We start from the raw sequence: 24858 nt of genomic DNA, 5'->3' as shown, positions 1-24858 counted from the left end.
AAAACTCTTAAAAAACGACTATAAACATATTGATTATTAGGTATTTACATTTTTACACGCAAATAAACAACATAATCATCTGATTACTAACTAATTAAAAACATTAAAAGCACAAACCAAAAACATAAAAGTATCATAATGAGACCTTTAAATAAATAAAAAAGGCTTAAATAAAAAGTTAAAAATTAACTTTTTATTTAAGCCTTTTTTAGAAAGGTAATATTGCGTTTTAAACCGTCAAACTTGGTTCTTTTAATAGGAGAATTTTTAAAAACTACACGAAAAGTTTCTTCTGTAATTTCTACCCAATCTTTCTTAGAAAAAGAAAGTAATTCAGGATTTGGATTAAATAAAGGTTCGGAATGAGGTTTTGAGAACCTATTCCAGGGGCAAACATCCTGGCAAGTATCACAACCAAACATCCAATCGTCAAATTTTCCTTTCATATCATAAGGAATATTTTCTTTAAGCTCGATTGTATAATAGGAGATACATTTGCTTCCGTCAACAACGTACGGGGCTACAATTGCCTGAGTTGGACAAGCATCTATACAAGCTGTACAAGATCCACAATGATCTGTTGTAGCATGATCATATTCTAAATCCAGATCCAGAACAAGTTCTGCAATAAAGTAAAAAGAGCCTACTTTTTGCGTTAGCAAATTACTGTTTTTACCAATCCAGCCTAATCCACTTTTAGCTGCCCAGGCTTTGTCTAAAACAGGTGCCGAATCAACAAAAGCACGCCCTGAAACATCACCTATATTTTCTTGAATGGAATACAAAAATTCTTTCAGTTTCTCTTTTATAACAAAATGATAATCTTGTCCATAAGCATATTTAGAAATCTTAAAACTTTCCTGATTTTGAGATTCAGAAGGAAAATAATTTAGCAAAAGTGAAACAACGCTCTTAGCATCGTCAACTAATAAAGTAGGGTCTAAACGCTTGTCAAAATGGTTTTCCATGTATGCCATTTGACCATTATGATTATTATTTAACCATTTTTCAAGACGTGGAGCTTCCTTCTCAAGAAAACCGGCTTTAGATATCCCACAAGAAATAAAACCGAGCCGCTTAGCTTCAGATTTAATAAATTTCGAATATGACTCTTTAGAATTAATTGTCATCTTTTTGAGAATAAAACTTCTACTCCAACTGGTTTTAAAGTGATTAAAGGATTAAATTCAACAACATCTTTATCGGCTTTAATCACATATTTTTTTACAATCTGAGACAGTGTTAAACACATCTCATAAATAGCAAATCCTGAACCAATACACATTCTGGGTCCAGCACCAAAAGGATAAAAGTATTGCATAGATTGCTTCTTTTGTTCCCCCAAAAATCGTTCAGGATTGAATTCTTCTGGGTTTTCCCAATACTTAGGATTTCGATGCAGCTCATAAAAAGAAACCCCAATAAGTGTCCCTTTTTTTATATTATATTCCGCAATTGTATCATCTTCTACATTTTGTCTATCTGTAATCCATGCGGGAGGATACAAACGCATAGATTCATTTAAAACTGCATTTGTATAAAGCATGTTCTGAAGCTGCTCAACAATATCACTTGTTTGCGTTTCAACTTCGGTAATTTCCTTAAATATTTGTTCCTGTACTTCTGGATTTCTTCCTAAAAGATAAAGTGTAAAAGTCAACGCATTTGCAGTGGTTTCATGACCGGCAATAAACAGAATCTTTATTTCATCGACTAACTGACTCACAGACATTCCTTCGCCCGTATCTTCATAACGAGTTTCTAAAAGCATATTAAGCAAATCATTAATGTCTTCTTTCGAAGAAATTCTTTCATCAATAATTTCTTTAATGATTTTATTATTTTCTTCAGCCAAACCCAGATGTTTTTTAACCTGCCCGCTTAAAGTAAACCACCAAACTTTGTGTGGAAGTCGAATTTCTTTGATTAGAAAATTCTGCACTTCTTCAATGATAAACTTTATGCGATTTAATTTTTCTTCTGATATTGAAAGTTGAAACAATGATTTAGCTACAACATTAAACGCCAACTGACTCATTACTGGAAAAAGATCAATCGACTTTTCTTCAGCTAACCCTTCAAGCTCTAAAGCGATAGTTCTATTCATATTCTCAACCAGCTGATTCATTTTTTGCTTATGAAAAGCAGGTTGAATTAATCTTCTTTGCTTCAGCCAAAAATCACCATCAACTGTCAAAAGCCCTTTTCCTAAATATTTAGAAAGATAAACAGATTGAAATTTAGATTTATGATAATTCTTCTGATTCTTCTGTAAAATATATTGAGCGATATCATTATCCCTGGATAAAATTATATGTTTAGATCTTCCAATTTTTAAAGAAAAAGAATCTCCTAATTCATCAAAATATCTTTTATGATACGGAATCGGGTTTCTACGCACTCCTTCAGCATTCAGGAAAAATCTCAATATTGAAAGTCTATTCGGGTAATTATATTTTCTACTTTCAGACATTTTTGATAGAATTAAAATAATCCTCCCTGAATGTTGGTATTTATTTTTCCCAGATGCTTATACGCTTTATCTGTAACCTCTCGACCTCTTGGAGTTCGCATAATAAATCCTTCCTGAATTAAGAAAGGTTCATATACTTCTTCAATTGTTTCACTACTCTCAGATACGGCTGTAGCCAAAGTAGAAAGTCCAACAGGTCCTCCTTTGAATTTATTGATAATCGTCAATAAAATTTTATTATCCATTTCGTCAAGACCGTGTGCATCAACATTAAGCGCTTTTAAAGCATAACGGGCTATCTCCAGATCAATAGTTCCGTTTCCTTTTATTTGGGCAAAATCTCGTACTCTTCGTAATAACGCATTTGCAATACGAGGTGTACCACGACTACGACCTGCTATTTCGATAGCAGCATCAAGTGAAATTGGCATTTTAAGTATAGAAGAACTTCTTTCAACAATAGTTGTCAAAAGTTCGGTAGTATAATATTGCAATCGTGACGAGATTCCGAAACGAGCACGCATAGGCGCCGTTAGTAATCCTGAACGTGTTGTTGCACCAATTAAAGTAAAGGGATTTAAATTGATTTGTACCGTTCTGGCATTTGGTCCGGACTCAATCATAATATCAATCTTGAAGTCTTCCATTGCCGAATATAAATACTCTTCAACAATTGGACTTAAACGGTGAATTTCATCAATAAATAAAACATCTCTTTCATCAAGATTTGTAAGCAAACCCGCCAGATCACCTGGTTTGTCTAAAACAGGGCCAGATGTAATTTTAATTCCAACTTCAAGTTCATTGGCTAAAATATTAGCCAAAGTAGTTTTCCCTAATCCGGGAGGCCCATGAAAAAGTGTGTGATCAAGTGCTTCACCACGTTGATTGGCAGCAGCAACAAAAACTTTTAAATTCTCTAAAACTTGATCTTGTCCGGCAAAATCATCAAATGACAGCGGACGTAATCTTTTTTCAAGATCTAATTCTTCTGGGTTATACCCATTTGTAGTGGGATCTAGGTTCTCATTCATTTTACAAAGATAGACAAAGTAATCAGTTTGTAAAACAGATAAATTTCAAATAAAATCCCGAAACTTCAGAGCCAAATCCCAATATCTTAAATTCTAAATTCCAATATTATAATATTTCCGAAAGTACAATATATAGTCCAATTCTAACTTTTAACAAAAACAAAAAAGACCATCTTTTCAGATGGTCTTTTTTAAATATTTTTAGTGGTGTAAAACTTCTTCACCTTCTTTCATCGGTACATTTTGCGGTACAAAATCTACATCGTGATTTGGGTTACTATAATCATACGGCCAACGGTATACATGAGGAATTTCTCCTGGCCAGTTACCATGAATATGTTCTACTGGAGTTGTCCATTCTAATGTTGTAGATTTCCATGGATTTTGAACTGCTTTCTTACCGTAGAAAATACTACTAAAGAAGTTGTACAAGAATACCAATTGGAAAGCACCACCTACAAGAGCAAACGTTGTAATCAAAACATTCACATTTTGCAAATCATCAAATAATGGGAAGTTTGTATTTGTATAATAACGTCTTGGTAAACCAGCTAATCCAATAAAGTGCATTGGGAAGAATACTCCGTAAGCACAAACTGCAGTTACCCAAAAGTGAATATAACCTAAGTTTTTATTCAACATTCTTCCGTACATTTTAGGGAACCAGTGATAGATACCAGCAAACATTCCATAAAGTGCAGAGATACCCATTACTAAGTGAAAGTGAGCAATTACGAAGTAAGTATCGTGAACGTTAATATCTAATGTACTATCTCCTAAAATGATCCCCGTTAAACCTCCAGTGATGAAAGTAGAAACCATTCCGATAGAGAATAACATTGCAGGGTTGAATTGTAAGTTACCTTTCCATAAAGTCGTAATCCAGTTAAACGCTTTTACAGCAGATGGAATTGCAATCAATAAAGTTGTGAAGGTAAATACCGATCCTAAGAAAGGATTCATACCTGAAATAAACATATGGTGACCCCAAACAATTGTTGATAAAAATGCAATTGCAAGAACTGACATAATCATCGCTCTGTATCCGAAGATTGGTTTACGAGAATTCGTAGCCATAATTTCAGAAACAAGTCCCATTGCTGGTAAGATTACAATATAAACCTCCGGGTGTCCTAAGAACCAGAATAAGTGCTCGAACAAAACTGGAGAACCACCTTGGTAATGTAAAACCTCTCCTGCGATATAAATATCAGATAAGAAGAATGAAGTACCAAAACTTCTATCAAAAATCAATAGTAAAGCAGCAGATAACAATACCGGGAAAGAGATAACACCAATAATAGCTGTTACGAAAAAAGTCCAGATTGTAAGTGGAAGTCTAGTCATAGACATTCCTTTAGTTCTTAAGTTGATAACAGTTACAATGTAATTTAAAGATCCCATTAAAGAAGATGCGATAAAGATAGCCATTGAAACTAACCATAAAGTCATACCTGTTCCAGAACCTGGAATCGCTTGTGGTAAAGCACTTAATGGTGGATAAATTGTCCAACCTGCAGAAGCTGGTCCAGCTTCAACGAATAAAGAAGACAACATAATTACAGCAGACAAGAAAAATAACCAGTATGAAATCATGTTCATGAATCCAGAAGCCATATCTCTTGCTCCAATTTGAAGTGGAATAAGTAAGTTACTAAAAGTACCACTTAAACCAGCCGTCAGTACAAAGAATACCATGATGGTACCGTGAATTGTAACTAAGGCCAAATAAATATCATTAGCCATTACACCATCAGGTGCAAATTTATCTCCTAATAAAACATTAAAGATTTTGAAAGACTCTTCTGGCCATGCTAATTGCATTCTGAAAAGCAAAGACATTGCAATACCAATAATTCCCATAATAATACCGGTAATTAAGTATTGCTTAGCAATCATTTTGTGATCAATACTAAATATATATTTAGTAATGAACGTGTCTTTATGATGATGTTCGTGCTCGTGATCGTGTCCGTGATCGTGACCGTGCGCTTCTGCTGACATATATGTGTACTTTAAATTTTCTTAATAAATATTATTTCATAGCAACTTTAGCTACAACTGCTTTTACAGTATCAATAACCGCTTTTACAGTATCTTTAGCAGTACTATCTGTAGTAGCTTTCGCTCCTTCTCCTTCAGCTGGTTTTTTAGCAGCTTCAGCCGCTTTAATATCCTGAGCTAAAGTAGTTTTTTCGCTTAACCATTTTTTATACTCTTCAGGAGTATCAACAACAACTTTCATTTGCATGTTGTAATGAGAAGCTCCACAAATTTTATTACATAATAATAAATAATCAAATGTATAAGGATCTAAAGCTGTACCACCTTTAGCAACCAACTCAACACTTTTTTCAGCTCTAAGTTTATTGATATTGGCAACTTTTTCTACCATAAACGGTAACTCTCTGTATTCAGAAGTTGTATAAGTTGGAATAAAAGCAAACTCAGTAACCATTCCAGGCACACAGTTCATTTGCGCTCTAAAGTGAGGCATGTAAGCTGAGTGCAAAACGTCTTGAGAACGCATTTTGAAATGTATTTTTTTACCTTTTGGGATATGTAATTCAGAAACTACAATATCATCCTGAGCATTAGGATCTGACATATCAACTCCTAAAGTATTTACACCTTCAATTAAACGTACGTTTGCTTTTCCTAAAACATTATCCTGTCCTGCATATCTTGCAGTCCATTTGAACTGTTGAGCATATAATTCGATTTCGATTACATCTTCATCTTTATCAACAAACATAATGTTGTTCCAAGCGTACAATCCGTAAAGAATCAAACAAGCTAAAACTACAGACGGAATAATACTCCAAATAGCTTCTAATTTATTACTATCAGCAAAGAATAATGCCTTTTTATCTTTATGTCCTCTGTTTTTAAAAGAAAACCAGTATAACAAACCTTGTGTAATAAACTGAACTACAAAAATTAAAACCCAAGTAATATTCATTAAATTATCTACTAAAAGACCATGCTCTGAAGCAGGAGTATGAAGTGCTAAATGACCCCATTTTAGTAAACCATAAATCGTAAATATATAAATGAAAGCTAAAAAGCCAAACATAACATATCCCTGAACATTATTATCATTATCTGATGCAACCTGAGAATCGTCCGAAGAAGATCCTACTTGAGTAAGATCAAATATCTTGGTCAATTGCCACAATGCAATTGCTAATAAAACTAAAACTATAATTACCAACAAACTTGTCATCTGTTTACTTCTTTAAATATTAATAATGAAAATGTTTACTTTCTTCAATGAAAGGATTTCTTTTTGCTAACAAAGGAGCTTTAGTTAATGCAGTAAATACAACAAAAATAAATAAACCTAAGAAGAAAAGAATAGATGCAATTTCAGGAACTCCAATAAACCATTTATCTCCAACTGTACCAGGCATAATCATATTAAAGAAATCTACATAGTGACCTAATAAGATAACAACACCAGCCATTACAATAACCCAGCTAAGACGTTTAAAGTCTGTATTGATTAATATTAATAACGGGAATACAAAATTCATAACTACAGCACCAAAAAATGGCAAGTTGTATAATTGAATTCTTGTTACGAAATAAGTTACCTCTTCCGGAATATTTGCATACCAGATTAACATGAATTGAGAGAACCATAAATAAGTCCAGAAAACACTGATACCAAACATAAATTTAGCTAAATCGTGAATGTGACTTGTATTTACATACTCTAAATATCCTTTAGATTTTAAATATAATGTAACTAATGCGATTGCAGTAATACCACTTACAAAGAAAGAAGCAAATACATACCATCCAAATAATGTACTGAACCAATGTGGGTCGATTGACATAATCCAATCCCAAGACATAATAGACTCAGATACAATAAAGAATACCAAGAATCCAGCAGTTAACTTAAAGTTCTTTTTGTAATATAGATCATCATTAGCTTCGTCTTGAGCTAAACAATTTTTTCTAGATTGGTAACGATATAAATTCCATCCTATTAAAAAGATAGCAGCTCTAGCGATCCAGAAACCAAAGTTTAAATAACCTGCTTTCCCAGCAATAATTTTATCATAATTTGCACTTGTTGGATCTGTAACTCCTTCACCTAACCATACAAATATGTGATTAAAGTGTAGTCCGCAAAGAATTAAAATAATAAAGAAAATAACCGAACCTACTGGTAAGTAAGCAGTAATCCCTTGCATAACTCTAAATAAAACCGGAGACCAACCTGCCTGAGCAACTTGTTGAATAGCATAAAATGCTAAAGTTCCCATAGAAAGTAGCAAGAAGAAAATACAAGCAACATATAAAGCAGACCAAGGCTTATTTTGCAATTGGTGCAATACATGAGTTAAATGTTTTTCGTGCTCACCACCAGCATTAACTTGTGCATGCTCACCACCTTTGTGTGATTCATGTGAAGCTTCAGCAGCTTCGTGATGCCCAGCTTCTTGATGTGAAGTTTCTGCTGTTGCTTCATGTGCAGCACCATGAGATCCATGTGCATCTGCAGCTAGAATTTTCTCAACTTCTTGAATATCTTTAGGAGCAGTTAAAAAACCATATCCAATTCCTAATATACCAAGGGCCATTAGGATGATAGAAAAAGTTTTTAATTTACTTGAAAATGTATACATATCTATTACGATCAGTTTGTTCAACAATTATAATTGGCTTCTTAGTTTTAGAACATAGTCAGCAACTAACCAACGTTCGTGGGCACTTAATTGATTTGCATGTGAACCCATTGCATTTAAACCATAAGTTTCAACGTGAAAGATACTTCCTTCAGTGATTTCTCTGTCTTTATAGCTAGGTACTCCAAGAAATTTCTCTCTTTCAACCAATTTACCTTTACCGTTTCCAGCTGCACCATGGCAACTGATACAATAAATTTCGAAAAGTTCTTTTCCTTTTCCAGAATTTCTTTCGATAGAATCCAAAGGAGATTTTAAATTAGCTTTCGCCAATTCATAACCTGCAGTTGAATTTTCATATTCATAAGGCTCAAAACCTCTATTGATAGTTCCTACAACAGGAAGCTGTCCTTCTTTTCCACCTTTAAATATTTTTGCTTCTGAATAGGTTTCATAACCTACAGACTCATACATATTAGGGAAATACTGATAGTTTGGTGCCGAATTATTGTGGCAAGATGAAACTAAAATAGTTATACCAACTAAAAGTGTTATTTTATATATCCTTTTCATAGCTACAATTAATTCTTTTCAATTACTTTAACTTCAACAGCTCCTGTACCTTCGAAAAAAGAAACTAGTTCTGCTTCGTTATCATTTACAGCAACTTCCATTAAAAAATGGTCATCTGTTGTTCTTACATCAGGATTCTCAGCTTCTTTGAATGGCCATAATCTACTTCTCATATAAAAAGTAATAACCATTAAGTGAGCAGCAAAAAATACTGTCATCTCAAACATAATTGGCACAAATGCAGGCATATTCTGAATGAAGCTAAAACTTGGTTTACCTCCAATATCTTGCGGCCAATCATGAATCATGATATAACTCATCATGGTTGTCGCAACAGAAATACCAACACATCCATATAAAAATGCACAAATTGCTAATCTTGTTGGTGCTAAACCCATAGCTTTATCCAATCCGTGAACTGGGAATGGAGTAAAAACCTCTTCAATATGATGATGAGCAGCTCTGGTTTTCTTTACTGCATCCATCAAAATATCATCGTCATTATAAATGGCGTATATTACTTTATTACTCATGATGTGAATCTTTATTTGCTCTTTCTCTAATGTAATTATCTCCTGTTCCTTTCAAAATTGTTTTAACCTCTGCCTGAGCAATTACAGGGAATGTTCTAGAGTATAACAAAAACAATACAAAGAAGAAACCAATTGTTCCGATGAAAATACCAATATCAACAAATGTTGGTGAGAACATTGTCCAAGAAGATGGAAGGTAATCTCTATGTAAAGAAGTAACAATAATTACGAATCTTTCAAACCACATTCCGATGTTTACTACGATCGAAATAATAAATGAGAACATGATACTTGTTCTTAATTTCTTGAACCACATAAATTGCGGAGAGAAAACGTTACAAGTCATCATCGACCAATATGCCCACCAGTAAGGTCCGGTAGCTCTGTTCAAGAACGCATATTGCTCATACTCTACACCTGAATACCAAGCTACAAATAACTCAGTAATATATGCTACCCCAACGATAGAACCCGTAATCATGATTACAATGTTCATTAACTCGATATGTTGTACTGTAATATAAGCTTCAAGATTAGATACTTTTCTCATAACAATCAACAATGTGTTTACCATTGCAAATCCAGAGAATACCGCTCCAGCAACGAAGTATGGAGGGAAAATTGTTGTATGCCATCCAGGAATTACAGAAGTAGCAAAGTCCATCGATACAATCGTGTGTACAGAAAGTACAAGAGGAGTAGCTAAACCAGCTAATACCAATGATACTTCTTCAAAACGTTGCCAATCTTTGGCTCTTCCACTCCATCCAAAACTTAGAATAGAATAAACTCTTTTTGTAAAAGGTGTTACCGCTCTATCACGTAGCATTGCAAAGTCAGGCAATAATCCAGTCCACCAGAAAACTAATGATACTGAAAGGTACGTTGAAATTGCGAACACGTCCCAAAGCAATGGTGAGTTAAAGTTTACCCATAGAGATCCAAATTGATTTGGAATAGGTAAAACCCAGTATGCTAACCATGGACGTCCCATGTGAATAATTGGAAATAAACCTGCTTGAACTACTGAGAAGATGGTCATTGCTTCTGCAGAACGGTTAATAGCCATTCTCCAACGTTGACGGAAAAGTAATAATACCGCAGAAATTAATGTTCCGGCGTGACCAATACCAACCCACCAAACGAAGTTCGTGATATCCCAAGCCCAACCAACTGTTTTATTTAATCCCCATGTTCCGATACCGGTAGATACAGTGTAAATTATACAACCTAACCCCCAAAGGAAGGCTATTAATGCGATTGAAAATACAATCCACCATTGTTTGTTTGCAGGCCCCTCAACAGGTGCAGCTACATCTACAGTTACATCGTGATATGATTTATCACCAATAACTAAAGGTTTTCTAATGGGTGCTTCGTAGTGAGACGACATAATCCTTTATATGTTTCTTAATTAATAATTATTCTAAGTATTTCTAACTTTAACATGGTAAACCACATTAGGTTTTGTTCCTACATGCTCTAATAAGTGATATGATCTTTCATCAGCCGCTAATTTAGCAACCTTACTTTCTTTATCATTAACATCACCAAATATCATTGCTCCAGAAGAACAAGCGTTAGAACAAGCTGTTTGGAATTCGCCATCAGCAACTGGGCGACCTTCGTTTTTAGCCTTTAATTTAGTAGCTTGTGTCATTTGAATACACATTGAACATTTTTCCATAACCCCACGAGAACGAACGTTTACGTCTGGATTTAATACCATACGACCTAAATCATCATTCATGTGATAATCGAATTCACTGTTTTTGTTATACAAGAACCAGTTAAAACGACGCACTTTATACGGACAGTTGTTTGCGCAGTAACGAGTACCAACACATCTGTTGTATGCCATATGGTTTTGACCTTCACGACCGTGAGATGTTGCAGCAACTGGACAAACTGTCTCACATGGTGCGTGATTACAGTGTTGACACATTACTGGCTGGAATGAAACTTGTGGATTATCTCCAGCTTTTTCCATTTCATTAAATGTAGATAATGAACTAGATAAACCAGCAATATTTTCTTTTCTTTCGTTATCACCTTCAAAAGTACTTTCAGAAGAATAATATCTGTCAATACGCAACCAGTGCATATCACGACTTCTTCTTACCTCTGCTTTTCCTACAACTGGTACGTTGTTCTCAGCATGACAAGCAATAACACATGCTCCACATCCTGTACAAGCGTTTAAGTCGATAGAAAGATTAAAGTGATGTCCTGTAGAACGATCAAATGATTCCCATAAATCTACTGTTGTAGCTTTTACTTCTTCGTGATCTAAAGATACCATTGGTTGTTCGTTCCAAAATTCAGCATCTTTAGTATTAAAGATTTCAAGAGTAGTTTCTTTAATAATATCTCCTCTACCCATTAATGTTTTCTGTCCTTGAACACAAGCGAACTCATGAACTCCATTTGCTTTCGCAATAGAAACAGATTGAACACTATTGAAGTTTTTATATAAAGCGTAAGCATTTAAACCTACAACCATTTCTTCTTTTAAAGCCGCTTTACGGCCATAACCAACTGCTAAACCAAGTGTTCCAACAGCTTGACCTGGCTGAACAATAACTGGAACATTTTCCAATTTTAAACCGTCAGCAGTAGTAATTGTAGCATAACTTCCGTTCAAACCTCCGTTAGCAACAATTTCATTTGTCAAACCAAGTTTCTTAGCATCAGCATTAGATACAGTAACATAGTTATCCCAAGAAACTCTTGTGATTGGATCCGGAAACTCTTGCAACCAAGGGTTGTTTGCTTGTTGTCCATCTCCTAAACCTGTTTTAGTATATAATACTAATTCAAATTCTCCGGCAGCTTTTGATTTTGAAACTGCATTTGCAGCAGCAGCATAATCAACAGAACCAGCAGATAAAGCAGTAGAACCAATTACAAAAACACCATCATGTAAAACTTTATTCCAAGAAGAACCTGCAATAATCCCAGCTGAATTAGCTTTAAGATAATCATAGAAACTTCCAGCAACACCGTTTAATGATAATAAAACGTCTTGAATTTGTTTTGTATTGAATATAGGGCGAATAGTTGGTTGAGTTAAACTATAAGTTCCTTTAGTAATCACAACATCACCCCAAGATTCTAAGTAGTGAGGAGCTGGAGCAGCAATTGTAGTAACTGAAGCAGTTTCATCTTCTTTTAAAGAGAAAGCAACTGAAGTTTTTACTTTTTTCAATCCAGATACAAAAGAAGCTGAATCAGCTAATGTGTAAACCGGATTAATACCACTCATGATTAAAGTATGAACACTTCCAGCGTTCATATCTTTTATTAATTGAGATACAACCGCATTAGAACCTTTTCTAATTTGTCTTGTACCAGCTGTATTAAAAGCTTCACTAGCCAATACTTGATTGATAGCCAAAACTAATAATTGAGCATTTTTATCTTCAATTCCAGATACTAAAACTCCTTTAGAACCAGCAGCTTTTAACTGTTGAGCAGCTTTAGTAACTTCTGTTTTAAATTTAGCATCTAAAGATACCGGAACAGAAGCACCTGCAATAATATTATAAACTAAAACTAAAGCTTGTTTTTGATCAGCTGGAGTCATTGGGATACGCTTATCAGCAGCAGCACCAGACAATGTCATGTTTGATTCGAACTGAAAGTGACGTGACATTTTTCCATTTTGAGGAATACGTCCTTGTGCATATCCAGCATCATATCCTCCACCTTGCCAATCTCCTAAGAAATCAGCTCCAACAGAAACAATTAAAGAAGCTTTTGAAAAATCGTAATCAACAAGAGCTCTTTCTCCGTAAACTGTTTCAAATGCATCTAATGCTTCAGAAGAAGAAACCGCGTCATAAACAACGTGTTTTGCACTTGGGTTTTTAGCAATAAACTCACCTATTAATTTCTCAGTAGATGGACTTGCTAAAGTATTTGTCAACAATACCACTTGCCCACCTTTTGCTTTTGCATCAGCAAGACTTGATTTTATTTTCAAATCAACAGCAGACCAGCTACTATTTTTTCCTTCCAATTTAGGTTCTTTCAAACGCATACTATCATATAATGATAATATAGACGCATGAATTCTAGCATTGGCTGAAAACTTAGCTCCAGAAATAGTATTGTTATCAATTTTAATTGGACGACCTTCACGAGTTTTCACTAATAAGTTAGCAAAATCAAAACCATCAAAAACAGTAGTTGCATAATAATCAGCAACACCAGGAATGATTTGTTCTGGTTGTAAAACATAAGGGATAGACTTGTGAACAGGACCTTCGCAAGCAGCAAGTGTAACGGCTGCAGTACTAAACCCTACGTACTTTAAAAAGTCACGACGTGAAGTTCCAGATGAAGCTAAAGCATCTGCATTCCCTAAGAATTCTTCTGTAGGAATCTCTTCAACAAATTCGTTATTTCTAAGCGCCTCAACAATAGAACTATTTTCTAGTTCTTCAACACTTTTCCAGTATTTTTTGTTTGATGACATTGTATATAAATATTAAAATCTTAATAATTCGATTAATAGTGGCATTTACCGCATTCTAAACCTCCCATTTGCGCTGCAGTCAATTTTTCTACACCGTATTTTTTAGAAAGTTCAGCATGAATTTTATCATAATATGCATTTCCTTCCATCTTAACATCGGTTTTTCTATGGCAATCAACACACCATCCCATTGTTAATTTAGAGTATTGCTTCATGATTTCAAATTCCTGCACTGGACCGTGACAAGTTTGACATTCAACTCCAGCAACAGAAACGTGTTGAGAGTGATTGAAGTAAACAAAATCAGGAAGATTGTGAATACGAACCCATTTTACTGGTTGTGTTTTTCCAGTGTAAGCTTGTTTCGCTTTATCCCAACCAACAGCATCGTATAATTTTTGAATTTGAGCATCGTAAAATGCTTTGCTGTACTCAGGAGTAGCAGTAGTTTCGGCAACTTCAGAGATGTTTTTATGACAGTTCATACAAACATTCAACGAAGGAATACCAGCATTTTTACTCACACGAGCAGCAGAGTGACAATATTTACAATTGATCTCGTTATCTCCTGCGTGGATTTTATGAGAATAATGAATTGGCTGAATTGGCTCATAATTTTGATCAACACCCACTTGCATTAAGAAAGCATAAACAAAATAACCACTCGCCAAAAGCAAGAATATTGAAGAAACTAATACCAAGAATTGGTTTTTAGCAAAAGCTTTCCAGATTGGCAATCTAGCTTCTTTTGGAGCAACTTCAATACCATTATTACTAGCAACTTTAGTCAACACTTTGTTTACCATGAACAACATCACAACTAAAATAGCCATTACAAGAGCAAGAGCTCCTAAAATAATATTGTTTGAAATCCCACCACCTTCAACGTTTGTTCCAGGAGGCGCAGCAGAACCAGGAGCACCAGCTGCAGGCTCAGCTTTTACTTCAGAAGTATAAGCAATAATATTATCAATATCACCTGTAGACAATTGAGGAAAAGCAGTCATTACAGACTTATTGTTTTCTTCAAAAAGTTTTACAGCAACAGCATCACCTGACTTAATTACTTCAGAACTGTTGTGAACCCATTTGTAGATCCAAGCCATTTCGTGCTTAGCAGCAACTCCTCTTAAAGCAGGACCTGTTGATTTTGCATCTAATTTGTGACATGCAGCGCAATTTGCATTAAAAAGTTCTTTCCCTTTTACTGGATCACCACCTGAAGTTGCAGCCGGAGCAGCAGCAGCAGGCGCCGCCGGAGCAGCAGCAGCATCTTGAGCAAATGAAGTTAGGGAGAAAATCAGCGTTAGCGATAAGCTAAGCAGTAATTTTCTGGAGATCGAATTATGGTTACCCACCTTTTTCATATAGTATAATAATTATCTACTAATTTTTGGTATGATTTTTTCTGTAGTAAATCAACAAAAAACTAATACCTTCTTTTAAAACTTGCACAAAAATACGACTTATGAACTATTCTCAAAACCTTAAAATAGTCTTAAATATCAATTTATATCAATTCTAAATAATATTAAAATTTTACATACAAACTTTAAATAGTATTTTTGCATAAAAACCATCACATTATGAGAATTTTAACCCCTTCGAAAAGAGTTTTCTTAACATTAACAATGTTCACTTTAGCATATAATATTCATGCTCAAGACCAAAATTTAACACTTAATCAAGATCCAAAATTTGAGCAATTACTAAACGATAAACGCAAAATTAACACGTCAATAAACACAAATGATACTTATAAAATCCAAATTTTTAGCGGGAAAAGCGATGAAGCTAAAAAAACGCTTGCCGATTTTAAAAGAGAAAACACCAATATCGATGGCACAATAATTTTCAACACCCCTAACTACAAAGTAATCGTTGGAAATTTTAAAACCAGAATCGAAGCGGAAAGAAATCTTGCTGAAATTAAGAAAAAATACAAAAGCGTATTTTTGATCAAACCAAGCAAATAAAGTCTTTCCAAAAAAAAAGACTAGAACAAAAAAAAGCATCAGCCGCGGCTGATGCTTTTTTTTTGTCAATATGCCCGATCAATTACAAGAATTATTTCAGATTAAAATTCAAAAACAGAATTACTGCTTTTTACTTTCAATATTTGGTAAAAAACCTGTTATAACGCCAATTAATGGCAAAAAGGCACAGATTTTAAAAACGTAAGTAATACTAGTCAAATCGGCAAGCTTACCTAAAACTGCAGATCCTAATCCTCCCATTCCAAAAGCAAATCCAAAAAATAATCCGGCTACTAAACCAACTTTACCTGGTAATAATTCAGTTGCATATACTAAAATGGCAGAAAATGCAGAAGAAATTATCAACCCAATTATTACTGACAAAACACCAACCCAAAACAGCGAAGCATACGGCAGCAAAAGAGTAAAAGGCGCAACTCCCAAAATAGAAATCCAAATCACATATTTTCTTCCAAACTTATCTCCTAATGGACCTCCTATTAATGTACCTGCAGCTACTGCACCCAAAAAAGCAAATAGATAAATCTGAGATTCCTGAATAGAAACATTAAACTTATCTATCAGGAAAAAAGTATAATAACTTGTAATACTCGACAAATAAAAATATTTGGAAAAAATCAGAATCAACAATATAACCAATGAAGATATCACTCTGCTTTTTGACAATTGATGAACAAAAACTTCCTTCGAAACCTCTTTACTTTGCCTTTTCTCTTCTAAATGCTCATTGTACCAAAGTGCAATTTTATATAAAACAAAAATACCAATCAATGCAATAAGACAAAACCAAACTATATAAGACTGTCCGTTTGGAATAACAATTAAAGCAGCCAATAACGGTCCAACCGCACTTCCCGCATTACCCCCCAACTGAAAAATAGATTGCGCCAACCCTTTTTTTCCTCCTGAAGCTAAATGCGCAACTCTGGATGATTCCGGGTGAAAAATAGAAGAACCAATCCCGATCAGACTTACAGCAACCAATAGATATGTAAAACTAGAGGCAATGGAAACAAAAAACAATCCCAATAAAGTAAAACTCATTCCGACGATTAATGAATAAGGCTTGGACTTTTTATCGGTATACATACCAACGAAAGGCTGCAAAATAGATGCTGTCAATTGATATGTAAAAGTTATCATACCAATTTGAGCGAAACTTAAATTAAATTTTTCTTTAAATAAAGGATAAACAGAAGGTATTACAGCTTGCAATAAATCATTTATAAAATGGGAGAAGCTAATTATAAAAAGTATAGAATAAATCGTTTTCTGAACAATTTCAGGCTGTGCTCTATTAGTAGTCATACGTTATTTTTTAATTTTCTTAAACATCAATAAATCTTAAGTATTTATTTTTGACAAAGATCATACTAATTCACACTGTCAGAATTACTACATTTGGACAATGAATAAGGAACATCAGACACACCTAATTGTTGATTACGGATATCAAATAAATCCGGCACTACCCGTTGTTGGCTACACTACACTAATCACGAATGCTATTTGTTCATTACATTCACATCCAAGAGCACAGCTTATTTATGCTACAAGCGGCGTTATGAATGTCATTGTAAAAAATCAAATCTGGGTAGTTAATCCATTACAAGGATTATGGATTCCAGAAGGACATGAGCATCAGGTTACTTTTCAAGAAAATGTAAACCTATATAGTGTTTTTATTGATCCTTCTTTTACTAATAATCTACCATCAAATAGTTTTTCATTTGATATCTCTGCATTCTTAAAGCAACTACTTTTTAAAATCGTTTCTTTTGAAGATGGTAAAGAAGTTACGATTCAACAAAGAAAAATTATGGATGTCTTTCTGGATGAAATGACATTAATCGAACCAAGCTCAACTTTTTTACCTACAAGCAATCATATACAATTAAAAAACATTATCTCTCTTTTAATAAGTGACATTTCGAGTAAATACACTATTGAGCATTATGCCGATCTGTCTTGCATGAGCAGCAGAACATTATCAAGATTATTCATCAAAGAATTAGGAATGAATTTTAGTGATTGGCGAATTAGATTAAAATTACTGGAAGCCATAAAAAGGTTAGGAGAAAAACAGTCTATAAAAGAAATCGCTTTTGATCTGGGATACGAGACTACCAGTTCATTTATTTTTATGTTTAAAAAGAATCTGGGAAAAACTCCTTCAAATTATATATTAGAAAACAAAATCAACGAATACATTTAACCTGAGATAGCAATTTAGAACAACTATACATCTTTAAGTCCTCTCTAAATATTTTTATCCTTGCTCCCAATTGCATTTAAAATCTTAAACACTTCTTCTTTAGCTATTTCCAAATCTTTCTGGAAAACTGAATTATCACGGAGACGGTCCACGGTAGCCCTCCCCATCACCCTGCCCATTTCGACATCACTGTGCCAATGCGCATTACAGACAATGCGGCTTTCGCCAAAATCAAATCCGCGCTTTAAGATCATTCGCTCGTTATACGGAAAAATCTCACTAAAAACCAATGCCCACGCCCAGCCAACAGCGGCATGCCCTGACGGAAAAGAACCAACCTTACGTAGTACCTCCTCCTGCTCCGGAGTACAGGTTTTTGATTTAGTAACCATAAATGGACGTTCACGATTATAGTAATTCTTAGCCGCATAAGTAGACAACCCTGCATCTGTCATTACTCTCCGCATCAATAAATAAAGTTTAGGCGTTTTTGCTTCACTGATCTCAATACCCAAGGTAGATTCAAAAGATTTAACTGCGGCAGGAAATGATAAATCTGCGTCAGTTGCAGCTTGTACAAAACGAATCTTATCTTTAGATTTTATTGCTTTTTTTGCATATTCTAAATCAAACTCAAAAGCCTTTGATGTGTGTTCCGGGGGCGGCTCTAACAACATCAAACTATTTGGCATATCCTCTTCTTTTAAATACCCATGCAACAAATCAGGCATTATCTCTCTAAGCTGCTCAACGTTTGTAAAGGAACGCGCAGCACTCTTCGATTTAAAACCTTTATTTACAAGTGTATTAATAATATGAAATATTTTCGATCTCATAAAAAAATCCTTCGTTAGTAAAACTTAATTTTTAAACAAACCAAAAGCAGTACAAAGAAATCAATAACCACTCTATAAAACATAATTAATATCTTACGTTTTCGTTTCAAATTATAAATTGAAACAAATAGACACCGTTACAAATTAATCCACATTATACTTCTGGGAGAAAATTAGCTTGAGCAAAGATGTGTTTTTATGATATTACAAAAAGTATCAAACAAAAAAAATCCCGATTGCTCGGGATTTTGTATCTGAAAATATTTCAATTTTATTTCAATTTTTTCTTGATAGCAACTTCATGGTATGCTTCAATAACATCTCTTTCTTCGATGTCGTTGTAACCTTTAATTTGAATACCACAATCGTAACCTTTAGAAACTTCTTTAACATCATCTTTGAAACGTTTCAAGGCAACAAGTTCTCCTGTATGCACCACTACTCCATCTCTAATAACTCTAATTTTAGAAGTTCTCATGATTTTACCATCCATAACCATACATCCTGCAATAGAACCTACTTTAGAAATTTTAAAAATCTCACGAATTTCAGCAGTTCCTAAAATTTCTTCTTTCATCTCAGGAGCTAACATTCCTTCCATCGCATCTTTCAAGTCGTCGATAGCAGCGTAGATAATAGAGTAGTAACGGATATCAATTTCTTCTTTATCTGCAAGTTGTCTCGCATTTCCAGCAGGACGAACGTTAAATCCGATAATGATCGCATCAGAAGCAGAAGCCAACATAACGTCAGTTTCAGTAATTGCTCCAACACCTTTATGGATAATATTAATTTGAATTTCTTCTGTAGAAAGTTTAGAGAACGAATCTGATAATGCTTCAACAGATCCATCAACGTCTCCTTTAAGGATTACGTTCAATTCTTTAAACTGACCAAGAGCAATACGACGACCAATTTCGTCAAGCGTAATATGTCTTTGTGTACGTACAGATTGTTCACGCATTAATTGAGAACGTTTTGATGCAATTTGTTTTGCTTCTTTTTCGTCTTCAAAAACGTTAAACTTATCACCTGCAGTTGCAGCACCGTCAAGACCTAAAACAGATACTGGAGTCGAAGGACCTGCTTCCAGAACAATGTGCCCTCTTTCATCATGCATTGCTTTAATCTTACCATGATGCTTACCAGCCAACATATAATCTCCAATTTTCAAAGTTCCGTGTTGAACTAAGATTGTAGAAACATATCCTTTTCCTTTATCTAAGAAAGCCTCAACAACTGTTCCTTGAGCTGCTTTATTTGGATTCGATTTTAAATCTAAAATCTCTGCCTCCAATAACACTTTTTCTAATAATTCTTTTACTCCTGTTCCAACTTTTGCAGAAATATCATGTGACTGAATTTTTCCACCCCAATCTTCAACAAGTAAATTCATACTAGCCAAACGCTCTTTGATTTTCTCAACATTCGCATTTGGTTTATCAATTTTATTGATTGCAAATATAATTGGCACTCCCGCAGCTTGTGCGTGAGAAATTGCCTCTTTTGTTTGTGGCATGATGTCATCATCCGCCGCAACAACAATAATAGCAATATCAGTTACTTGAGCTCCACGTGCACGCATCGCGGTAAACGCCTCGTGACCCGGTGTATCTAAGAATGCAATTTTTTGACCATTGTCTAAAGTTACTCCGTATGCTCCAATGTGTTGTGTAATACCTCCAGACTCACCAGCGATAACATTTTCTTTACGGATATAATCCAGTAAAGATGTTTTACCGTGATCGACGTGACCCATTACAGTAACAATTGGCGCTCTAACTACTAAGTCTTCTTCTCTATCTGCAACAACTTCAATTGCTTCTTCGATATCAACTGTAATAAACTCAACTTCGTAACCAAATTCATCAGCTACAATCGTTAATGTTTCAGCATCTAAACGTTGGTTCATGGTTACCATGATACCAAGAGACATACAAGTTCCAATTACTTTAGTAATCGGCACATCCATCATGATTGCAATTTCACCTACGGTAACAAACTCAGTAACTTTAATAGTTTTACTTCCTTCGTCAATAGCTCTTTGCTCTTCATCAGATTTCTGACGGTGCGTATCTCTTTTATCTCTTCTGTATTTAGCAGCTTTAGATTTTCCACCTTTACCTTGAAGTTTTTCAAGAGTCTCTCTAATTTGGTTTTTTACTTCCTCTTCAGTAGGCTCAACTTTTGCTACAATTGCAGGACGGTTTCCTTTTACAAAACCAGGTCTTGCACTTCTGTTAGCATTAAAACCTCCACCACCAGTATTTGGTGTAATTTTATTAGGGTTTGGTGTTCCCGGTGCATTACCTGTAGCAGGTTTTGGCGCACCCGGAGTTCCAGGCTTAGGAGCAATTCTCTTACGCTTATTTTTGTTAGCGTTGTTATTTGCCCCAGGAGCTCCCGGTTTGTTTGGAGTTATCTTTGGATCTTCTTTCTTTTTCTTAGGCTTATTAAATTGAGATAAATCAATTGTTTGCCCAGTAAGAGTAGTTCCTGATAATTTTTGATATTGAGTAGTGATAGTTTCCTCAGCAGTTGCAGGATCTGTCGAAACAACAGGTTCCGATGCTACTTTTGGAGCTTCAGCTTTTACTTCTTTTTTCTCTGTAATAATAGGTTTTTCTACCTTTTTCTCTTCAGAAATCACTGGAGCCACAGGAGCCACTGGCTCAGGCTTAACGATTTCTTTTTGAACAGGTTTTTCTGGTTGAGCCGGAGTAACAACTACTTTTGGTTCTTCAGCTTTAGCTGGTTCCTCAACAATAGGAGTAGAAACAACTGCAGGTTTCTTCGGATTTAAATCAATTTTACCAACTTGAACAGGTCCGGTTACTACAGCTCTCGCTTTAATAATCTCTTGTTGCTTTTGGCGCTCCTCGTCTTGTCTGCGTTTATCCTCAATTTCTTTCTCACGTTCAACACGTAATGCTTCTTTTTCTTTTCTTTTCTCTTCTCCTACCTCTTTAGAAGCTTCCTTATTCCCCTTATCGCCTGCAAATTGGCTTTGTAGGATATTAAATTCGCTATCAGAAATTTTCGCATTTGGATTTGCATCAATAGCAATTCCCTTATCTTTTAGATAATCAACAGCTCTTTCTAACGAAATATTTAATTCCCTTAAAACCTTGTTTATTCTTATTACTCTCTCTTCAGACATATAACCTTTTTATTATTACCTTTTTCGTTGTGTTGTTAGAGCAGATAACTAGCTATCAAACTCTTCTTTTAGTATTTTCATAACGTCAAGAATAGTTTCCTCTTCTAAATCCGTTCTTCTTACTAAATCTTCTACTTCTTGCTTCAGAATACTTTTCGCAGTATCTAAACCTATTTTAGCAAATTCTTCTATTACCCAGCCTTCGATTTCATCTGAAAACTCTGTTAATTCAACATCATCTTCATCAGCAGTTGCCCCTGCAACATCTCCCTCACGAATAACATCTAATTCGTAACCTGTTAACTGACCTGCTAATTTAATATTGTGACCTCCTCTACCAATTGCTTTAGATACTTCTTCTAATTTCAAGAATACTTCGGCTCTTTTGTTTTCTTCATCAATTTTGATCGAAGAAACTTTTGCAGGGCTTAATGCTCTTGTTATAAACAATTGAATATTGCTTGTATAATTGATTACATCGATATTTTCGTTTCCTAACTCACGAACAATTCCGTGAATACGAGATCCTTTCATACCAACACAAGCTCCAACAGGATCAATTCTATCATCATAAGAATCTACCGCTACTTTTGCTTTTTCACCAGGAATACGAACTACATTTTTAACTGTAATTAATCCGTCGAAAACTTCAGGAATTTCTTGTTCAAACAATTTCTCTAAAAACTTCTCAGAAGTTCTAGACATAATAATTTGAGGTTTGTTTCCTTTTAATTCAACGCTTTCAATAATTCCACGTACATTATCTCCTTTACGGAAAAAGTCAGACGGAATTTGTTTTTCTTTCGGAAGTACAATTTCGTTCCCTTCGTCATCTACTAAGATAACAACTCTAGGACGAACGTGGTGCACTTCGGCAGTATAAATATCACCAATAATATCTTTAAATTGCTTGTAAAGATTTGTATTATCGTGTTCGTGAATTTTAGATATTAAGTTTTGACGCAAAGCTAAAATAGCTCTTCGTCCCAAATCAATTAATTTAACTTCTTCAGAAACTTCTTCACCAATTTCAAAATCCGCTTCGATCATTCTTGCTTCAGTCAAAGTAATTTCTTCATTTTCAAAATCAAGATCTTCGTCAGCAACAATTACTCTTCTTCTCCAGATCTCCATATCTCCTTTATCAGGATTTATAATAATATCGAAGTTATCATCAGAACCGTATTTTTTCTTCAATGCATTTCTAAACACGTCCTCTAAAATTGCCATAAGCGTTACACGATCAATAAGTTTATTATCTTTAAACTCTGAGAATGAATCGATTAATGCTAAATTTTCCATGCGAATTCTTTAATTAAAATGTTACTGTAACAATTGCCTCTTTAATTTCTGTATAAGGTATTTGTTGCTCTTTTTGAACTGTTTCTTTTCCTTTTCCTACTTTTTTCGGTTCTCTTGCTTTCCATGACAAAATTATAAAAACATCGTTAGCTTCCACTAATTCTGCCTCAATTTTTTCAGTATTTGTAGTAACAATCAACGTTCTACCAATATTTTTGATGTATTGTCTTGTCAATTTCAATGGTGATCCTACTCCAACCGATGCTACTTCAAGCGAAAAATCCTGTTCTTCACGATCCAGATTATTCTCGATTGCACGACTAACATCAATACAATCCTGCAGCGCCACTCCATTATCTCCGTCTAAGCCCACACTAATTTTAAAAGAGTCCGAGATAGCCAGATCAATCAAAAAGATTGATGGTTTTTCCAGAAGAGCTTCTGTAATTAATCCGTTTACTTTTTCTTTAAATGTCATAATTTTATAAAAAGAGGGGACACTTAGTCCCCTCATTATTTAGATTTTAATAAATAACGGTGCAAATATAGTGTTTTTTTTATAAATCAAAATAAATAGATTGCTCTAAAAATATTTCTTATCTTTATGTGAGCATTAAAATAACGGAATTTCACATTATTTAACCCCTTAAAAACTATGAAACGAATCCTTGTACCTACCGACTTCTCAGAACACGCAGAAGACGCTTTGAAAGTTGCTGCTAAAATCGCCAAAAAAAACGATTCCGAAATTATCATTTTACACATGCTGGAACTGCCGCATCAAATGAACGATGCAGTTTTAGGAGGCACCAGCATTCCGGAAACAATGCTTTTTATGAAAAAAGCTAACGAAATGCTTGACGAAATCTCATCAAGACCATACCTGGAAGGAATACAAGTGACCGAAATCGTAAAAATGGACAAGCCAATTCATGGAATTACTCAAATAAGTAAAGACAACGAAATTGACCTTATCATCATGGGATCACATGGCTCTTCCGGAATTGAAGAACTATTAATAGGATCTAATACCGAAAAAGTGGTACGAAATTCCAACATTCCTGTTTTGGTAATCAAAAAAGACATTTCAGATTTCAAGGTAGAAAACATTGTTTTTGCTTCAGATTTTTCTGCAGAAACTAAAAAACCATTCGAAAAACTTTTGAATTTCACTAAATTCTTCGGATCAAAAATTCATTTTGTTACAATTTGCACTCCAAATAGCTTTAAACCAACTCACGTTGTCGAAAAAGCTATGAATAATTTTATATCACAATTCAACATTACCAATTATACCTCTCAAACATACAACGACACTAATATCGAAAAAGGAATTCTCAATTTCGCCAATAGCATAAATGCTGATATTATCGGAATGTGCACGCACGGAAGAACCGGCTTTGCTCATTTTTTTAACGGAAGCATTAGCGAAGGCCTTGTAAATCATACGGTAAGACCAGTAATTACTTTTAAGATTTAAACAAAATACTTTTTAAATTTAACCCCACAAAAAGTCTTTCAATCGAAAGGCTTTTTTTTTATAGAATTCAATCTACTACTATTAGTTTTAATAAAGTTTTCGTGAGCTTTTTAACAAAGTACAATTGAGCTTTTC

General features: G+C 34.5%; 19 protein-coding genes. 3 read left to right on the top strand and 16 right to left on the bottom strand.

Annotation, left to right across the window (positions count from 1 at the left end; all coding sequences use genetic code 11):
* Positions 1-197: 197 nt before the first annotated feature.
* From queG to LPB88_RS01845, 11 genes are all read right to left on the bottom strand, one after another.
* Complete coding sequence (gene queG, locus LPB88_RS01895) at positions 198-1130, bottom strand: tRNA epoxyqueuosine(34) reductase QueG (RefSeq protein ID WP_230712106.1); 933 nt, start codon at positions 1128-1130, stop codon at positions 198-200.
* Positions 1127-2473, bottom strand: a complete 1347-nt coding sequence (locus LPB88_RS01890; protein WP_230712105.1) for a cytochrome P450 — start codon at positions 2471-2473, stop codon at positions 1127-1129. Before LPB88_RS01890 ends, queG begins: the two co-directional genes overlap by 4 nt.
* An 11-nt stretch (positions 2474-2484) precedes the next feature.
* Complete coding sequence (gene ruvB / locus LPB88_RS01885; RefSeq protein ID WP_055096839.1) at positions 2485-3507, bottom strand: Holliday junction branch migration DNA helicase RuvB; 1023 nt, start codon at positions 3505-3507, stop codon at positions 2485-2487.
* Between the two features lie 201 nt (positions 3508-3708).
* Positions 3709-5511 (bottom strand): cbb3-type cytochrome c oxidase subunit I, encoded by a 1803-nt coding sequence (locus LPB88_RS01880; RefSeq protein WP_099710744.1) that lies wholly within the window; start codon positions 5509-5511, stop codon positions 3709-3711.
* Between the two features lie 31 nt (positions 5512-5542).
* Positions 5543-6733 (bottom strand): cytochrome c oxidase subunit II, encoded by a 1191-nt coding sequence (locus tag LPB88_RS01875; protein WP_230712104.1) that lies wholly within the window; start codon positions 6731-6733, stop codon positions 5543-5545.
* Between the two features lie 19 nt (positions 6734-6752).
* Positions 6753-8147: a quinol:cytochrome C oxidoreductase gene (locus LPB88_RS01870; RefSeq protein WP_230712103.1), complete on the bottom strand. Its 1395-nt coding sequence runs from the start codon at positions 8145-8147 to the stop codon at positions 6753-6755.
* A 27-nt stretch (positions 8148-8174) separates the two neighbouring features.
* Complete coding sequence (locus LPB88_RS01865) at positions 8175-8720, bottom strand: cytochrome c (RefSeq protein ID WP_230712102.1); 546 nt, start codon at positions 8718-8720, stop codon at positions 8175-8177.
* A gap of 8 nt (positions 8721-8728) precedes the next feature.
* Positions 8729-9253 (bottom strand): DUF3341 domain-containing protein, encoded by a 525-nt coding sequence (locus LPB88_RS01860; RefSeq protein WP_041516373.1) that lies wholly within the window; start codon positions 9251-9253, stop codon positions 8729-8731.
* On the bottom strand, positions 9246-10646 hold the full coding sequence (gene nrfD / locus LPB88_RS01855) for an NrfD/PsrC family molybdoenzyme membrane anchor subunit (RefSeq protein ID WP_074660558.1): 1401 nt from the start codon (positions 10644-10646) through the stop codon (positions 9246-9248). The genes LPB88_RS01860 and nrfD overlap by 8 nt, the downstream gene beginning before the upstream one ends.
* Positions 10647-10679: 33 nt before the next feature.
* Positions 10680-13733, bottom strand: coding sequence for a TAT-variant-translocated molybdopterin oxidoreductase (locus tag LPB88_RS01850; RefSeq protein ID WP_230712101.1), 3054 nt, complete (start codon positions 13731-13733; stop codon positions 10680-10682).
* Between the two features lie 32 nt (positions 13734-13765).
* Positions 13766-15100 carry a c-type cytochrome gene (locus LPB88_RS01845; protein ID WP_230712100.1) on the bottom strand — a complete coding sequence of 445 codons (1335 nt, stop codon included), beginning with the start codon at positions 15098-15100 and terminating at the stop codon, positions 13766-13768.
* A gap of 219 nt (positions 15101-15319) precedes the next feature.
* On the opposite strand from LPB88_RS01845, the gene LPB88_RS01840 reads away from it, so the two are divergent.
* A complete protein-coding gene (locus tag LPB88_RS01840) occupies positions 15320-15709 on the top strand; it encodes an SPOR domain-containing protein (protein WP_230712180.1) in 390 nt (129 codons plus the stop codon).
* A gap of 120 nt (positions 15710-15829) precedes the next feature.
* Here the strand turns inward: LPB88_RS01840 and LPB88_RS01835 are convergent, their stop codons facing one another.
* Positions 15830-17038: an MFS transporter gene (locus LPB88_RS01835; protein ID WP_230712099.1), complete on the bottom strand. Its 1209-nt coding sequence runs from the start codon at positions 17036-17038 to the stop codon at positions 15830-15832.
* Between the two features lie 100 nt (positions 17039-17138).
* Here LPB88_RS01835 and LPB88_RS01830 point away from each other — a divergent pair, with 100 nt between their 5' ends.
* Positions 17139-17945, top strand: coding sequence for a helix-turn-helix domain-containing protein (locus LPB88_RS01830; RefSeq protein ID WP_230712098.1), 807 nt, complete (start codon positions 17139-17141; stop codon positions 17943-17945).
* A 44-nt stretch (positions 17946-17989) separates the two neighbouring features.
* Here the strand turns inward: LPB88_RS01830 and LPB88_RS01825 are convergent, their stop codons facing one another.
* The 4 genes from LPB88_RS01825 to rimP form a co-directional block, all read right to left on the bottom strand.
* Positions 17990-18781 carry a phosphatase PAP2 family protein gene (locus tag LPB88_RS01825; RefSeq protein WP_230712097.1) on the bottom strand — a complete coding sequence of 264 codons (792 nt, stop codon included), beginning with the start codon at positions 18779-18781 and terminating at the stop codon, positions 17990-17992.
* Positions 18782-19052: 271 nt separating this feature from the next.
* Positions 19053-21941: a translation initiation factor IF-2 gene (infB, locus tag LPB88_RS01820; RefSeq protein WP_230712096.1), complete on the bottom strand. Its 2889-nt coding sequence runs from the start codon at positions 21939-21941 to the stop codon at positions 19053-19055.
* Between the two features lie 48 nt (positions 21942-21989).
* Positions 21990-23243: a transcription termination factor NusA gene (nusA, locus tag LPB88_RS01815; RefSeq protein ID WP_042566274.1), complete on the bottom strand. Its 1254-nt coding sequence runs from the start codon at positions 23241-23243 to the stop codon at positions 21990-21992.
* Positions 23244-23256: 13 nt separating this feature from the next.
* Complete coding sequence (gene rimP, locus LPB88_RS01810) at positions 23257-23721, bottom strand: ribosome assembly cofactor RimP (RefSeq protein ID WP_165902277.1); 465 nt, start codon at positions 23719-23721, stop codon at positions 23257-23259.
* Between the two features lie 177 nt (positions 23722-23898).
* Here rimP and LPB88_RS01805 point away from each other — a divergent pair, with 177 nt between their 5' ends.
* Entirely contained in the window at positions 23899-24723 is an 825-nt protein-coding gene (locus tag LPB88_RS01805) for a universal stress protein (RefSeq protein ID WP_230712095.1), read from the top strand.
* Positions 24724-24858: the final 135 nt, after the last annotated feature.

It is taken from the genome of Flavobacterium sp. JAS (assembly GCF_020991455.1).
GTDB lineage: Bacteria > Bacteroidota > Bacteroidia > Flavobacteriales > Flavobacteriaceae > Flavobacterium.
This window is presented reverse-complemented; position numbering and strand designations above follow the sequence as displayed.

Coding starts and splice junctions, on each gene's coding strand:
- LPB88_RS01805 (WP_230712095.1), top strand. CDS start 23,899: ATGAAACGAATCCTTGTACCTACCGACTTCTCAGAACACGCAGAAGAC.
- LPB88_RS01825 (WP_230712097.1), bottom strand. CDS start 18,781: ATGAGATCGAAAATATTTCATATTATTAATACACTTGTAAATAAAGGT.
- LPB88_RS01835 (WP_230712099.1), bottom strand. CDS start 17,038: ATGACTACTAATAGAGCACAGCCTGAAATTGTTCAGAAAACGATTTAT.
- LPB88_RS01865 (WP_230712102.1), bottom strand. CDS start 8,720: ATGAAAAGGATATATAAAATAACACTTTTAGTTGGTATAACTATTTTA.
- LPB88_RS01870 (WP_230712103.1), bottom strand. CDS start 8,147: ATGTATACATTTTCAAGTAAATTAAAAACTTTTTCTATCATCCTAATG.
- rimP (WP_165902277.1), bottom strand. CDS start 23,721: ATGACATTTAAAGAAAAAGTAAACGGATTAATTACAGAAGCTCTTCTG.
- LPB88_RS01850 (WP_230712101.1), bottom strand. CDS start 13,733: ATGTCATCAAACAAAAAATACTGGAAAAGTGTTGAAGAACTAGAAAAT.
- LPB88_RS01890 (WP_230712105.1), bottom strand. CDS start 2,473: ATGTCTGAAAGTAGAAAATATAATTACCCGAATAGACTTTCAATATTG.
- LPB88_RS01860 (WP_041516373.1), bottom strand. CDS start 9,253: ATGAGTAATAAAGTAATATACGCCATTTATAATGACGATGATATTTTG.
- LPB88_RS01830 (WP_230712098.1), top strand. CDS start 17,139: ATGAATAAGGAACATCAGACACACCTAATTGTTGATTACGGATATCAA.
- nrfD (WP_074660558.1), bottom strand. CDS start 10,646: ATGTCGTCTCACTACGAAGCACCCATTAGAAAACCTTTAGTTATTGGT.
- ruvB (WP_055096839.1), bottom strand. CDS start 3,507: ATGAATGAGAACCTAGATCCCACTACAAATGGGTATAACCCAGAAGAA.
- LPB88_RS01840 (WP_230712180.1), top strand. CDS start 15,320: ATGAGAATTTTAACCCCTTCGAAAAGAGTTTTCTTAACATTAACAATG.
- nusA (WP_042566274.1), bottom strand. CDS start 23,243: ATGGAAAATTTAGCATTAATCGATTCATTCTCAGAGTTTAAAGATAAT.
- queG (WP_230712106.1), bottom strand. CDS start 1,130: ATGACAATTAATTCTAAAGAGTCATATTCGAAATTTATTAAATCTGAA.
- LPB88_RS01845 (WP_230712100.1), bottom strand. CDS start 15,100: ATGAAAAAGGTGGGTAACCATAATTCGATCTCCAGAAAATTACTGCTT.
- LPB88_RS01875 (WP_230712104.1), bottom strand. CDS start 6,733: ATGACAAGTTTGTTGGTAATTATAGTTTTAGTTTTATTAGCAATTGCA.
- LPB88_RS01880 (WP_099710744.1), bottom strand. CDS start 5,511: ATGTCAGCAGAAGCGCACGGTCACGATCACGGACACGATCACGAGCAC.
- infB (WP_230712096.1), bottom strand. CDS start 21,941: ATGTCTGAAGAGAGAGTAATAAGAATAAACAAGGTTTTAAGGGAATTA.